General features: G+C 42.0%; 12 protein-coding genes. 4 read left to right on the top strand and 8 right to left on the bottom strand.

The genetic code is table 11. The features are described 5' to 3' along the window. The first annotated feature begins 159 nt into the window (after positions 1-159). Positions 160-1,332 carry an NAD(P)/FAD-dependent oxidoreductase gene (locus tag ACM0OW_RS02375; RefSeq protein ID WP_414548413.1) on the top strand — a complete coding sequence of 391 codons (1,173 nt, stop codon included), beginning with the start codon at positions 160-162 and terminating at the stop codon, positions 1,330-1,332. Between the two features lie 52 nt (positions 1,333-1,384). Here the strand turns inward: ACM0OW_RS02375 and ACM0OW_RS02370 are convergent, their stop codons facing one another. The 6 genes from ACM0OW_RS02370 to ACM0OW_RS02345 all read right to left on the bottom strand — a co-directional run bounded on the left by ACM0OW_RS02370 (position 1,385) and on the right by ACM0OW_RS02345 (position 7,623). Next, positions 1,385-2,104 (bottom strand): hypothetical protein, encoded by a 720-nt coding sequence (locus ACM0OW_RS02370; RefSeq protein WP_414548412.1) that lies wholly within the window; start codon positions 2,102-2,104, stop codon positions 1,385-1,387. A gap of 214 nt (positions 2,105-2,318) precedes the next feature. Then, positions 2,319-4,010, bottom strand: a complete 1,692-nt coding sequence (gene ilvD, locus ACM0OW_RS02365; protein ID WP_414548411.1) for a dihydroxy-acid dehydratase — start codon at positions 4,008-4,010, stop codon at positions 2,319-2,321. Between the two features lie 92 nt (positions 4,011-4,102). After that, a complete protein-coding gene (locus ACM0OW_RS02360; RefSeq protein ID WP_414548410.1) occupies positions 4,103-4,723 on the bottom strand; it encodes a TenA family protein in 621 nt (206 codons plus the stop codon). A gap of 70 nt (positions 4,724-4,793) precedes the next feature. After that, on the bottom strand, positions 4,794-5,564 hold the full coding sequence (locus ACM0OW_RS02355; RefSeq protein ID WP_414548409.1) for a pentapeptide repeat-containing protein: 771 nt from the start codon (positions 5,562-5,564) through the stop codon (positions 4,794-4,796). A 279-nt stretch (positions 5,565-5,843) separates the two neighbouring features. Beyond that, a complete protein-coding gene (locus ACM0OW_RS02350) occupies positions 5,844-5,996 on the bottom strand; it encodes a hypothetical protein (RefSeq protein WP_414548408.1) in 153 nt (50 codons plus the stop codon). Further along, the gene (locus ACM0OW_RS02345; protein WP_414548407.1) at positions 5,983-7,623 is read right to left on the bottom strand and encodes a cation:proton antiporter; all 1,641 of its coding nucleotides are present in this window, start codon (positions 7,621-7,623) and stop codon (positions 5,983-5,985) included. Before ACM0OW_RS02345 ends, ACM0OW_RS02350 begins: the two co-directional genes overlap by 14 nt. 1,146 nt (positions 7,624-8,769) lie before the next feature. Between ACM0OW_RS02345 and nifH the strand changes: the two genes are divergently transcribed. The 3 genes from nifH (at position 8,770) to ACM0OW_RS02330 (ending at position 12,183) form a co-directional block, all read left to right on the top strand. Continuing rightward, the gene (gene nifH / locus ACM0OW_RS02340) at positions 8,770-9,666 is read left to right on the top strand and encodes a nitrogenase iron protein (protein WP_414548406.1); all 897 of its coding nucleotides are present in this window, start codon (positions 8,770-8,772) and stop codon (positions 9,664-9,666) included. A gap of 434 nt (positions 9,667-10,100) precedes the next feature. Beyond that, a complete protein-coding gene (locus ACM0OW_RS02335) occupies positions 10,101-11,153 on the top strand; it encodes a dipeptide epimerase (protein ID WP_414548405.1) in 1,053 nt (350 codons plus the stop codon). Next, positions 11,137-12,183, top strand: coding sequence for a DUF1611 domain-containing protein (locus ACM0OW_RS02330; RefSeq protein ID WP_414548404.1), 1,047 nt, complete (start codon positions 11,137-11,139; stop codon positions 12,181-12,183). Before ACM0OW_RS02335 ends, ACM0OW_RS02330 begins: the two co-directional genes overlap by 17 nt. 92 nt (positions 12,184-12,275) lie before the next feature. Here the strand turns inward: ACM0OW_RS02330 and ACM0OW_RS02325 are convergent, their stop codons facing one another. Next, a complete protein-coding gene (locus ACM0OW_RS02325; RefSeq protein WP_414548403.1) occupies positions 12,276-12,515 on the bottom strand; it encodes a hypothetical protein in 240 nt (79 codons plus the stop codon). A gap of 59 nt (positions 12,516-12,574) precedes the next feature. Further along, a complete protein-coding gene (locus ACM0OW_RS02320; protein ID WP_414548402.1) occupies positions 12,575-12,787 on the bottom strand; it encodes a chlorophyll a/b-binding protein in 213 nt (70 codons plus the stop codon). Positions 12,788-12,790 lie beyond the last annotated feature (3 nt).

Raw genomic sequence — 12,790 nt, 5'->3', positions numbered from 1 at the left:
TATCTACTCTCTCTGGTTTCGTCAAGGGGTAAACCAAAGTTTTTTTAAAAGGGGCGATACTAAGAGTCGTTTGCTTTGCCCACAGCCGAGTTTGCAGGATTTGGAGTGTTCCATATATATCTATATATGATGTATGGGAATCAAGAATAGGTGTAAAGAATGAAGAACTATGACTGGATTGTGGTTGGGGCGGGAATTACGGGTGCGGCGATCGCCTACGAACTGGCAAAAACTGGCTTTGCTGTCCTTTTGTTAGAACAACACGGCACACCGGAGAATGCAACTCGCTATAGTTATGGGGGGCTGGCTTATTGGTCTGGGAGTACGCCACTGACGCGCCAACTATGCAAAGAGGCGATCGCTCTTTACCGGAACTTAAGTTTAGAGTTGGATGCTGAGACTGAGTTTCGGGAACTAGATTTATTACTCACTATTGCGGCTGATAGCGACCCACAAGCAGCTGCTGCATCCTATAATCATCTTGCTATTCGACCTCAGCTACTCAATACAAAAGAAGCTTGTGAGTTGGAACCACTGCTGAATCCAGAGGCGATCGCCGGGGCTTTGACTGTTAAACATGGTCATATAAACGCAACAAAAACAATACAAGGTTATATTCAAGCTTTTCTGCGTGCTGGGGGTGAAATGCAAATTGCCCAAGTTCTCGATTTACAGACTACTTCATCTTCTAATGCAGGAATGAAGTTGAAGGGTGTACAAACAAATATTGACACTTACCACGGTAACAATGTGGTAGTTTGTGCGGGTGGATTTAGCAGACAGCTACTAAAATCGGCTGGTATTTCCATGAAGCTGTATTTTACCCATGCTGAGGTCATCGAAACACCACCAGTTGATTTGAAGTTACGCACTTTAATCATGCCAGCAAATCTGCAACGGTTTCAGTTAGAAGCGGAATCTACTAAGGTTGATGAATTATGGCAAATCCCTAATGAACCAGTTCCGCCAATTTTAGATGTGGGTGCGATTCAATTTCTAGATGGTAGTTTGCGTTTGGGTCAGGTTAGCCGTGTTCTCACAGATCCTTTTGCCAAGATCAATGCTGAGGACAGTGAAAAGTGGCTAAGAACAAATATTCAGCAAGTATTACCGAAGTTGGCGGATTTACCAGGAACTTGGCATCATTGTTTGGTGGCTTTTAGTAGCGATCGCCTACCTTTGATTGGCGCTATTCCAGGATTTGAGGGTGTTCACATTTTCTCTAGTTTTAGCAATCCTCTTGTGATTGTACCACCTTTGGCTAGGCGCTTTGCTAATTTTCTGGCTGGTCAGGAGGATGAGATTATTACTCAGTTATCGCCTGGGCGTTAGGGTGGGTGGGTTTGTGTCACGCAGAGGCACAGAGAGGTATAATTGAGAGTTGCTATAGCTCTATTTTTTCGGTAGCAATTATGTCTACTGCTTCTTGTAAAAGTTCTTGTTGTTCTTGTTGAATTTTTTCTAATCGGGTAGAGATTTCTGCTAATCGTTGGTGTTTGTTTTTATCAAGGGTTGGAGGGTTTGTAGGTAGAAGTGCTAGTTTGTGAGTTGTTTGAGGATCTGTCGCTGGTTGAATAGCAAAACCTCTAAATTTAGTTAAGGAAACAAAGCTAAGTTTAAGAAAAGCCCAGATTAATTTGAGTGGAATTTGCAATATTGACCAACTAGCTGTTTCTATCAGGCGGATAATTGCTTTGATAATACTCCAAATCAGAGCAATTCCTAAAAGCAGAATGATTAAACTGATCATTGGGTGATTAACTGCCCAATCAAGAATATGAAATAATCGCAAAAATGCGGGGTGTTGAGTCAGCCAATCATTTACAGAAGAAGTGACAGCAGTTTGTAGTGCTACTGATGTTGTATTTTTTATGTTTTCAGCAGTTTGCCAAGTTTGTTCTATGGAATCTTGAGCTTTTTCTAGGGTAGTTGTAACTGTATTCAGTGCTTGATCCGTTTTTGTATTTGCTGTTTCTTTTAAAGACTCGCTAAACTGCTGTGCTGAGTTAGTTATTGAGTTAACGCTTTGGTTTACAGCACTTTTCGCTGTTTGCCAGCGTTGTAAAACTTCTTCGGACAAATTTATGTCTATTTGAGAAGCCATAGTACATCTCACAACTGACCGAAGTTAACCATGAACCCATTTTGGGTATGATTGGTAAGGATTATTACCGGATATCAACTCTGATTAGGTAATACTTTTTAATATAGCTGGAAAGAAGATGGTCAGCAACTATTTTCATTTCTCTTGTAACAATTCCAAACCTGTTATAGAGACGTTGTATACAACGTCTCTGTTTGGTGGAAATAACTAATGGCTAACCATTAAATAAGTCTAAATCTGTGACTGCTCCAACACTGCTAGAAGATACTAATTTGGCATATTTAGCAAGTACGCCTTTGGTGTAACGGGGTGGTAAGGGTTGCCAATTGGCACGTCTGCGGGTTAATTCTTCATCTGAGACGTTCAATTGCAAGAGGCGATTAGAGGCATCAATGGTAATGCTATCACCTTCTTCTACAAGGGCGATCGCACCACCAACGGCTGCTTCTGGGGCTACGTGACCAACTACCATGCCGTAAGTACCGCCGGAAAAGCGTCCATCAGTAATTAAGCCTACGGAATCGCCTAACCCAGCCCCAATAATGGCTGAAGTGGGAGCAAGCATTTCTCGCATACCAGGGCCACCCTTGGGGCCTTCGTAACGAATAATGAGAACATCACCTGCTTTAATTTTACCTGCTAGGATGGCATCTAAACAGGATTCTTCAGACTCGAATACCCGTGCAGGGCCAGTAATAATTGGCTTTTTAACTCCGGTGATTTTGGCTACAGCCCCTTCTGTAGCTAGGTTGCCTTTGAGGATGGCTAAGTGTCCTTGTGCATACATGGGGTTATTCCAAGGACGAATTACATCTTGGTCGGTGCGTGGTTCTGCGGGGATATCTGCTAAGACTTCTGCTACTGTTTGACCACTAATAGTTAAGCAGTCACCGTGGAGTAAATCATGCACAAGCAGCATTTTCATGACTTGGGGAATTCCGCCGGCTTTGTGCAGGTCTGTGGCGACATATCTACCACTGGGTTTTAAATCACAGATAACTGGGACACGTCCACGAATGGTTTCAAAGTCGTCTAGTGTGAGTTCTACTCCAGCTGCACGAGCGATCGCTAAAAAGTGCAATACTGCATTTGTGGAACCACCCACAGCCATAATTACCGAAATGGCATTTTCTATAGATTTACGGGTGATAATCTGCCGAGGTAAGATTTGCTTGCGAATGGCTTCGACTAAAGCAACGGCTGATTTTTCCGTACTGTCGGCTTTTTCAGCATCTTCGGCTGCCATTGTGGAAGAATAAGGTAAGCTCATACCCATTGCTTCAAAAGCGGAAGACATGGTATTTGCTGTAAACATTCCACCGCAGGAACCAGCACCAGGACAGGCTTGACGTTCCACGGCTAAGAGTTCATCACCATCAATTTTGCCGGCGCTGTATTGACCAACTGCTTCAAAGGAACTGACAACGGTTAAATCTTTACCATCGTAGTGACCGGGTTTAATTGTGCCACCATAAACAAAAATAGCAGGAATATTCATGCGAGCCATCGCTAGCATTGCCCCTGGCATATTTTTATCACAACCACCAATGGCTAACACACCATCCATACTTTGTCCAGTACAGGCGGTTTCAATGGAATCAGCGATAACTTCTCGTGATACTAAGGAATATTTCATTCCCTCGGTTCCCATTGAAATCCCATCGCTAATGGTGATAGTACCAAACATCTGCGGCATTGCCCCAGCTTCTCTGACACCAATTTCCGCTCTTAGTGCTAGTTTATTAATTCCCATGTTGCAGGGAGTGATTGTACTGTAGCCATTAGCAATACCGACAATGGCTTTATTAAAATCTTCGTCCTGAAAACCCACTGCACGCAGCATAGCTCGATTAGGCGATCGCTGCACTCCTTGGGTGACAACTTGGCTTCTTAAATTTTCCGACATCTTTTTTCCTTCCGTGCCATCATCGCTGGAATTGCGATTGTATTAACTAATTTTCCCATGTATACATGGAATAATTCAGCCAGGTTCAAGAGTTATTTTGTCCAAACAGCTTGAAAAAAGTCTAGTTCACAAGACATGGCATAACGGTAAGTTGAGTACACAGAGGGACTAGCAGTAGCGTAATGTTCCACCAAACTTTCTAATTGTTGTGTCAGGGGTTGAAAATCTGCACTACTGTAAGTCCGAATCCAATCGGCATACTGATGTTCAGGGATACCATGATGGGCTAACTGTTGTCCTAAAAAAGCGTAAAGACGCATACAGGGAGACATGGCCGCAGCAGTGACACCTACATCATTAGTCCAGGCGGTCGCTAGTAAAAAATCAGTATAGCGACGGGTAGCAGTTCCAGGTTCCACAATACGCAAATCAACGCCCCACTGAGTAGCATAGTTTTCATGCAGCTTGAGTTCTGCTAAAACTCCATCTGCTAAGGCGTGAAATGTGGTAAAACCTTGCCAATCTGGGGCTTTCGCTGCGGCTATACTATATGCACGGGCAAAGGCTTGTAAGAAAAAAGCATCTTGCCCGATATAGTTGGCAAATTTAGCTGCTTCTAGAGTTCCATCGGCGATGCCTTGAACGAAAGGATGCTTTAGACAAGCTTGCGCTAAATCTTGATTTGCTGCCCATAATTCAGTAGATAGAGTCATTGGTCATTAGTCATTAGGAAGTTACAATTCTTCCCCCCTACTCCCCACTCCCCACTCCCTACTCCCCCATTTAAAAAGGTAAAAACTGGAGTAAAACTGAGCCAAGACTGCCTACAAAGTCAAAAAAGCTGGGTTTACCAGTGCTGACTTTCTCAGAGTAGGGTGTTTGTAGTTCTTTCATAAAAGCTTCTGCGGTTTGAATTCCTACCTCGTTTTCTTGAGCTTTAAACATTTTTTCGGCAGTTTGAGCATCTTGGAATGCGCCTTCTCGGTCAAATACTTGGTAACGAGCAACACCACGGGCTAAGTAAGCACCTGCGTATTCTGGCTGAGATGCGATCGCTTGATCGAAATAATAAATTGCTTGCTTTTGATTACCTTTTTGTGCTTCTGCTACCCCTAAAGCATAGAATTCTTCTGGTGTGGCAATCTGCATGGGTATACCAACTGCACCTTGAAAGTTAACACCATCAAGGGAAGCACCATTAAATTCTGTATTGGCTAAAAAGGTGTTTCTCAAGTCAGCACCCACTAGATTTGCGCCACTGAGTTTAGCTTGGCTGAGGTTAACGCCAAATAAACCAGCACCGCTTAAGTTTGCACCTCTTAAATCAGCGCCGCTTAAATTAGCACGGCTGAGGTTAGCATTTGTCAGATTAGCACCGCTTAAATCCGCTCCAGATAAGTCAGCCATGACTAAACCGGCATTAGTTAGATCACAGTTTTGACATTGTTTGGTAGCTAATAACTGTCTGACGTGTTCAAAGTTGGCTGCTTGGGCAGTTGTGGTCAGACTAATGGTAGTTAAAAATACGGCTGTGGCTAAAATTGGGCTTTTCATTACACAAGCTTAAGCTATAGATTTATACTTAAACTTATGATATGAGTAACCGGAGAAATGTGCCATCTGTAGTTTTCTAGATTACACCCAGACATAGAAGCGATCGCCTTTTACACGACAAATTTATATAAGACTTTATCGATAACCTCCATTACGTAAGCATCTAGGCAATGTTAGCTGGCGGTGTACGCCCATATCTCAAACTTTGCTTCAGATTTATATGTTGATATTTTATCAGTACTTACGCAATAACTCTCTGGAATCCTCGTTATACAGATTCTATTTTGCACTAATTTGTAATTCAACTCGTTGTCCGAGTACCGCTAGAGTCCGTTCCATTGTAGATAATTTTGTGGCGTGGTGGGGACTTAGAATACGTCTAACTTCCTTTTCATGGATATTAAGAATAGATGCAAGCTCAACTTTGCTCATAATTGGGATCACGATTTTCTACCAAAATTACAGGTATGGGGCTAGTTTCTAAAACTGCTTGCGATACTGAGCCAATGAGGACTTTTGCCCAAGGCTGATGACCCCGTTTCCCCATGATAATTGCCGTAGCATGATGCTTTTGGGCAATGTGAATAATTTCTTCTGGAACCGTACCTGTGATAGTGACAAATTTATATCTGATATCTGCTAATAATTGTTGAGTTTGTGATTCTAGTTGTTGAATTTCTGGTTGATTGGGCAGATTAACTATATGCAAAACTATAACTTCACCATTACTGCGTCGAGCTAAATCTGCGACTTTGGTTAAAATTGCTGTAGCTAAACCTGATGTATCAACGGCTGCTAGTAAGAGGGTACGAGTGGCAACTGTAACTTTTGTGGGATCAACTTCTCCCCTTTCTAATAATTTAGGTGCAAAGGTCATAGTTGCCCAAGCTCCTAAAGGTGCTGTGACTAAAATTGATAAAGCTGCGATCGCTAAAATTATCTCACCTCCAGTAACACCTTGGGCGAGGGGAATCGCTCCAATGGCTGCTTGTACTGTCGCTTTGGCTGAGTTTCCCGGTAATAAAAACAGTCTTTCCCGCCAATTCCAATTACTGCTCAGTGTGGAAAGATACCAGCCCAGCATCCGACCGATAAGTAAACCAATTGCTAGAATTGCCAAACCAGGTAAAAGAATATTGCCTAACACTTGTAGTTGAATAGTTGCACCCAATAATACAAACAGAAAAATCTCCGAGACTATCCATAAACTGTCAAACCCGCCGCGCAATCTTCTAGCTAGGGGTGCATCTAATTCGATTAGGAAAAAACCCATACTCATTGCTGCTAAATAACCAGAAAAGTAAGGCAACTCATGAGCCGAAATTACTAAAAATAAGGCGATACTGGCAGCAATTACTGTATCTTGAACGGCATTTTGAGTCCAATTTTGTTTTACTAATAGCACAACCAACAAACGGGCTGCTAAATATCCGAATATCACTCCTAGTAAAATCTGCATGATCATTTGCAGTGGTAGCAGTTGTAGAGGAGTCAGTACTAACCCGCCAGTCAGGATAATCTGCTCAACGCCTCCATCACCCAAAAAACTCAGCAACAAGCTAAAGACTAATAACAGCAGGACATCAGATAAAGCACTACCAGTTAAAATTGCATCGGGTATGCCTTTAGCAACGCCCCAGCCTAAACTTTTGAGTCTCAGCATTCCGGGGACAATGACGGCTGGAGACTCCGCGCCAATGACACAGCCTAAAAGTAAGCCGGTGAGAAAGTCAAAGTTAAAGATTACCATAGCTGTGAGGGCGATCGCGATCGCCTCCATTGTTGCAGGTAAAAATCCCAAACGCAGCGCCACAGTTCCCTGTTGAGCTAACTTTTCTCTATCTAAACCCAGTCCGGCTTTCATCAGAATAATCATCACTGCCAAAGTTCTTAAATCATCGGCAACATTAAGCATTTCTGGACTAATAAGATTAAATACTTGGGGGCTAAGAATCATCCCCACTAAAATCATGCCAATTAAAGAGGGAGCGCCTAAACGTTGGGCAAATTGTCCCACAAAAAAGCCCATGATTAAAATCCACAATATACTGGCTAACATTCCCATAACCCCTGAAAGTGTAATTTGTAGACAAATAATTATCAGCTAATCACATATTGCTATTTACGATACTAATAACAATATCGGCTTTGCTTAAATGAAAAAAGTGAATTTGCATTCCATAAATAGATAGGAATTTATATGTTATGCTTCGTATAGGAATCAGAAAAGTAAAAGCAGTAGAAAAATTCACATAATTGAGACAAGCTCAATAAAGTTTTTTTGCTCTGGTAAATTCACTTCGATTCGTTACCGCTTTTTGTAACGAATAGGTAAACTCAGGCTAGGTAGGATAGTAACTTTCGTAACAATTTGAAGTCAATCAAAACTGCCTTGGTATAGGCTCTTAAAATTTGGCTAACCTAGTTGGGATTACCCTCCAGATGCAATTAAACTTAGAGTCTAGGAAGAAAGACTTTTAGTAAAACTTAACAATTCAATAGAAATTAGAACGGTTATTGATTTAGCACAAGCGGCGAAAAATATTCTTAACCGCAAACTAAGTTATAGCATTCTTATCTGTTGGAACATAAAGTTCAAGCCGAGCTGATACTGTTCCACATATCCAGGAATTTAACCATATTGTCAAACATCACCAAGAAATTGCCGACGCAAGAGTGCCACTTTTAGGCGAGGATTTATCTCCTTGTATTACTCATGATCTGGCTAATTCAATGAATTAGAAGTTCTTGGCGTTCATAACATCAGCAAAATCAGGAAAATTGTAGTCACCATTGAGAGTAAATTGCAATGTTGGTTGGTTATGTATTTCAGGGATGCACTCTACATAAACTTAAATTCCTGCTGCAACTACTCTTAAGGTCTGAGCAACCGATGGGGATACTACAACAACTAATAATGCTTGATTTAAGCTTTTGAAAGCTGCGTCATCAGTGCATCTGGTAACACTTGCAATATCTCATGAGCAATTTCCTAAAAAAATTACTCTGCATCAACGCAACTTTTTGGCAGAGGTGATATATGGATGAGAACTGACCTCCAGGTGTTAGCTTCTTAACTGGAAAAACGTGGCAGAATTCGCTGCAAATATCAGACTCGTGGTGGTTTAACTATACCTAACCAAGCCTGAAAGACTGATAGAAACGTTCAGACCAATCAACAAAATAATTGTAGGAAATCATTATCATGACTGACGAAAAAATTAGACAAATAGCTTTCTACGGTAAAGGTGGTATTGGTAAATCTACTACTTCTCAAAATACCTTGGCTGCTATGGCGGAAATGGGTCAGCGCATTCTTATCGTCGGTTGTGACCCTAAAGCTGACTCCACTCGTTTGATGCTACACAGTAAAGCTCAAACTAGTGTTCTACAATTGGCTGCTGAAAGAGGCGCTGTAGAAGACATCGAATTACATGAAGTCATGCTGACCGGCTTCCGTGATGTCCGTTGTGTAGAATCAGGTGGTCCAGAACCTGGTGTAGGTTGTGCTGGTCGGGGTATTATTACCGCCATCAACTTCTTAGAAGAAAATGGTGCATACACAGATGTTGACTTCGTATCTTACGACGTATTAGGTGACGTTGTATGCGGTGGTTTTGCGATGCCTATAAGAGAAGGTAAAGCGCAAGAAATCTACATTGTCACATCAGGTGAAATGATGGCGATGTACGCTGCTAATAACATCGCTCGTGGTGTTCTTAAATATGCTCACACTGGTGGTGTGCGCTTGGGTGGTTTGATTTGTAACAGCCGTAACGTTGACCGGGAAGTTGATTTAATCGAAACCCTGGCGAAACGCTTGAACACCCAAATGATTCACTTCGTACCTCGCGACAACATTGTACAACACGCTGAGTTGCGTCGGATGACTGTCAATGAGTACGCTCCTGATAGTAATCAAAGTAACGAATATCGGACTTTGGCTACCAAGATTATCAACAACAAAAATCTGACAATTCCTACACCCATCGAAATGGAAGAACTAGAAGAATTGTTGATTGAATTCGGTATTCTTGAAAGTGAAGAAAATGCGGCAATGTTGGTTGGTAAAACAGCTACTGAAGCACCAGTAAGTAAGTAATCATTGAGGGTGGGTACTACTCACCCCCTAGATTCTTAATTTAAAAAAAATATCTTTGGCTAGAGCAATAATTTCACAATTATTCTCTGGCTTTTTCTTTTAAGGAAACATAAAAAAATACATTACCATTGTCAGTCCAGTAGTGGACTGACAAGCCTAAAATAGTGCATTAGACTTAGGTTGGGTTAAGCGCAGCGCAACCCAACGTTGCCAATGATGTTGGGTTTCCTTACGTCAACCCAACCTACAATTTTTTGCAACATTTTAAGCTTGTCACGCCAGTAGGGTGCGTTAGGATGAAATCCGTAACGCACCATGATTAAGACTTTGGTGCGTTAAGCTGCGCTTGATCGTCAGCCATATACACCCTACGTGTTTGTAAGCGCAAAGCGCAGGCTACGCCAGCAATAATCAGATAATAGTCCTATATATTTATGGAATTACAAGTAAATTTATTTACTGTCAAGAAACGATTTCCCTTGACTATTAGTCGCGGTACAACAGCCCAAACCACAAATATATGGGTGAAAATTTTACAAGATGGTATTGAAGGCTGGGGTGAAGCATCGCCTTTTGGCGTAGGGACTCATTCCCAATCAACAGAGATTATCAAAGATTATTTGGAGCAACTCGCACCAGTATTACAAGAATTCAACCCGTTACAGCGCCAGCAAATTGAGGAAATTTTCAGACAACGGCAGATTCCTTCATCAGCTAAGGCTGCACTGGATATGGCGATGTATGACTGGCTGGGTAAACGTGTGGGATTACCTCTGTGGCAAATTTGGGGACTTGACCGTGATGTTACAGTACCAACTTCGGTAACAATTGGGATTAATTCACCAGCAGGAGCTAGAGCTAGGGCGCGGGACTGGTTACAATTTATGGATGTTCGCCTGTTTAAGGTGAAATTAGGCAGTCCCGATGGTATAGATGCAGACCAGCAAATGCTATTAGCGATACAACAAGAAGCACCGAATTTAGAATTATTTGTAGATGCAAATGGGGGTTGGAGCTTAGAAGATGCTATTTATATGTGTAACTGGCTAGCTGATTTAGGCATAAAGTATATAGAACAACCATTACCACGGGGTCAAGAAACAAGTTTAGTGGAACTAAAGGAGAAATCCCCTCTACCAATATTTGTTGATGAAAGTTGCTTTACTAGCTCCGATATTCCCGATTTAGCAAACTATGTAGATGGGATTAATATCAAACTGATGAAATCAGGGGGATTGACTGAGGCTATGCGGATGGTACACACGGCGCGAGCATACAAGTTACAAGTTATGTTTGGTTGCTATTCTGACAGTACACTAGCTAATACAGCCGCAGCACAGTTAGCACCATTAGCTGATTATTTAGATTTAGACAGTCATCTGAATTTAATTGATGACCCCTTTACCGGTGCATTAGTGCAAGAGGGGAGAATTTTACCAAACGATCTACCTGGCTTGGGGGTACAATATAGTGCGATCGCCACTTAATCAAAGAATAGCAATTCTGCTACATGAAGGAATTACTGGGACTCAGGGTAAAACTGGGCTATCACTTTTACGCTATAGTGAATCGCCCATTGTGGCCTTGATTGATCGTGAGTCTGCTGGCAAATCTCTGTTAGAGTTAACTGGGATTAAGCGTGATGTGCCAATCGTGGCATCATTAACAGCAGCACTGGAGTATCAACCAGAAGTCTTGGTCATTGGTATTGCTCCCAAAGGCGGGGCTTTACCGGATGATTACTGGTTAGAAATTAAAAATGCTTTACAAGCTGGGATGTCTTTGGTGAATGGTTTACACACACCATTAGCAGATATACCGGAGTTAAATACACTGCTCAAACCCGGACAATTAATTTGGGATGTGCGAAAAGAACCAGCTAATTTGGGTGTTGCTAGCGGGTTAGCTCAAACTCTTCCCTGTCGCCGGGTGTTGACTGTGGGAACTGATATGGCAATTGGTAAAATGTCTACTAGCTTAGAATTGCATTGGGAGTCAAGGCGAAGGGGATGGCGGTCTAAATTTTTGGCTACCGGTCAAACTGGGGTAATGTTAGCAGGGGATGGTGTTCCTTTAGATGCTGTGCGCGTCGATTTTGCAGCTGGTGCTGTGGAGCAAATGGTCATGCGTTATGGACAAAACTACGATATTCTTCACATTGAAGGACAAGGTTCACTGCTCCATCCTGGTTCTACTGCTACCTTACCTTTAATCCGTGGTTCGCAACCAACGCAATTAATTTTGGCACATCGGGCGGGACAAGTTCACGTGCGTAATCATTCCCATGTTCTAATTCCGTCTCTACTCAAGGTAATTCGCTTGTATGAGACTGTCGCCAGTGCAGAAGGGGCTTTTGGTAATGTGCCTGTAGTTGGTATAGCTTTAAATACGGCTCACTTAGATGAGTTTACAGCTCAGGAGGCGATCGCACAAACTACAGCCGAAACTGGTTTACCTTGCAATGATGTTGTGCGTTTTGGGGCTGGCCTCCTGTTAGATGCCATCATGAGTAATTAGGGGACTGAGAATTTAAATATTGAAAAGAAGCCTTGGGGATAAAATCAAGACTTCTGGGGTATTTATGCAATTTACAGTTTAAAAACAACAATTTAAGCCAAATGGTTGAAGTAAACTGCCCAAAGAGTTCCTGTGACACCGATAGCGATTAAAGAGTTAGTAAAGAAACGTCCTAACTCGCTTCCTCTTCCTAGCTTACTATCGTCTTCTCCAGCACTGAAAAATAATGACCAAGCTTGGTTGACGTTGATGATTTCAAAGTTATTGAAATTTTGTCTAAATACAACCGGACCAAATAAATCTTTTTGGGAAAAATCAAAATCGGTTCTCATATTTTTTCTCGTTTATTGTTTTACTGTGATTAGTTGAGTAACTGTCGGGAATATTCAATTTACAGATTAGTTAACCAGCCAATTAAACCGTGTCCTGTAATCAGTTCTACGGCTATGAGTGAGACAAAGCCAATCATCGCCAGACGACCATTGAGTTTCTCTGCATACTGGGTAAAACCTGCTCTTGGGGTTTGGTCTACATAGACTTTTGGCTCAATGGCGACTTTATTCCGTTCGCCGAGTTCGTTTATCTTAAATCCTTTGCTGGTCATGGT

The sequence above is a fragment of the Anabaena sp. CCY 0017 genome (genome assembly GCF_963920885.1).
In the GTDB taxonomy this organism is placed as follows: domain Bacteria; phylum Cyanobacteriota; class Cyanobacteriia; order Cyanobacteriales; family Nostocaceae; genus Nodularia.
The sequence above is the reverse complement of the archived record's forward strand: the minus strand, read 5'-3'. Positions and strand labels throughout refer to the sequence as shown.

Coding starts and splice junctions, on each gene's coding strand:
- ACM0OW_RS02335 (WP_414548405.1), top strand. CDS start 10,101: ATGGAATTACAAGTAAATTTATTTACTGTCAAGAAACGATTTCCCTTG.
- ACM0OW_RS02350 (WP_414548408.1), bottom strand. CDS start 5,996: ATGAGCAAAGTTGAGCTTGCATCTATTCTTAATATCCATGAAAAGGAA.
- nifH (WP_414548406.1), top strand. CDS start 8,770: ATGACTGACGAAAAAATTAGACAAATAGCTTTCTACGGTAAAGGTGGT.
- ACM0OW_RS02375 (WP_414548413.1), top strand. CDS start 160: ATGAAGAACTATGACTGGATTGTGGTTGGGGCGGGAATTACGGGTGCG.
- ACM0OW_RS02320 (WP_414548402.1), bottom strand. CDS start 12,787: ATGACCAGCAAAGGATTTAAGATAAACGAACTCGGCGAACGGAATAAA.
- ACM0OW_RS02325 (WP_414548403.1), bottom strand. CDS start 12,515: ATGAGAACCGATTTTGATTTTTCCCAAAAAGATTTATTTGGTCCGGTT.
- ilvD (WP_414548411.1), bottom strand. CDS start 4,010: ATGTCGGAAAATTTAAGAAGCCAAGTTGTCACCCAAGGAGTGCAGCGA.
- ACM0OW_RS02345 (WP_414548407.1), bottom strand. CDS start 7,623: ATGTTAGCCAGTATATTGTGGATTTTAATCATGGGCTTTTTTGTGGGA.
- ACM0OW_RS02370 (WP_414548412.1), bottom strand. CDS start 2,104: ATGGCTTCTCAAATAGACATAAATTTGTCCGAAGAAGTTTTACAACGC.
- ACM0OW_RS02355 (WP_414548409.1), bottom strand. CDS start 5,564: ATGAAAAGCCCAATTTTAGCCACAGCCGTATTTTTAACTACCATTAGT.
- ACM0OW_RS02360 (WP_414548410.1), bottom strand. CDS start 4,723: ATGACTCTATCTACTGAATTATGGGCAGCAAATCAAGATTTAGCGCAA.